The 490-nt window shown below is 64.3% G+C and carries 1 protein-coding gene; it reads right to left on the bottom strand.

The window, feature by feature from the left end; translation table 11 throughout:
• On the bottom strand, positions 1–490 hold a 490-nt coding region (locus tag EN808_RS35120), incomplete at both ends, for a VCBS domain-containing protein (RefSeq protein WP_135918215.1).

Here is a 490-nt window from a genome sequence, read left to right on the forward strand (position 1 = left end):
TGCCGTCGCTGTTGAGATGCAGCGTGCCATACGTGCCGACGAGGTTGGCACCGACATTGCCGGCCGAGCCATTGACGGCGGTGACGCTGTGGGTGTCGCCAGTGTCGACATCGGTGTCGTTGGTCAGCACATTGCCGCTCACCGGATTGGGATCGGCCAGCGTGTTGGTGTCTTCCTTCACCGCCGCCGCATCGGCCACCGCCACCGGCGCATCGTTGGTGCCGGTGATGGTGATGGTCAGGTTGGCGGACGAAGAGCCGCCGTGGTTGTCGGCGTTGGTGTAGCTGAAGACGTCGGTGACGGTGGCGCCTTCGGCAAGCTGCTGCACCGAGGCCAGGCCATTGTCGAGCGTATAGCTGTAGCTGCCGTCGCTGTTGAGATGCAGCGTGCCATACGTGCCGACGAGGTTGGCACCGACATTGCCGGCCGAGCCATTGACGGCGGTGACGCTGTGGGTGTCGCCAGTGTCGACATCGGTGTCGTTGGTCAG

The sequence above is a fragment of the Mesorhizobium sp. M8A.F.Ca.ET.165.01.1.1 genome (assembly GCF_004792065.1).
Taxonomy (GTDB): domain Bacteria; phylum Pseudomonadota; class Alphaproteobacteria; order Rhizobiales; family Rhizobiaceae; genus Mesorhizobium.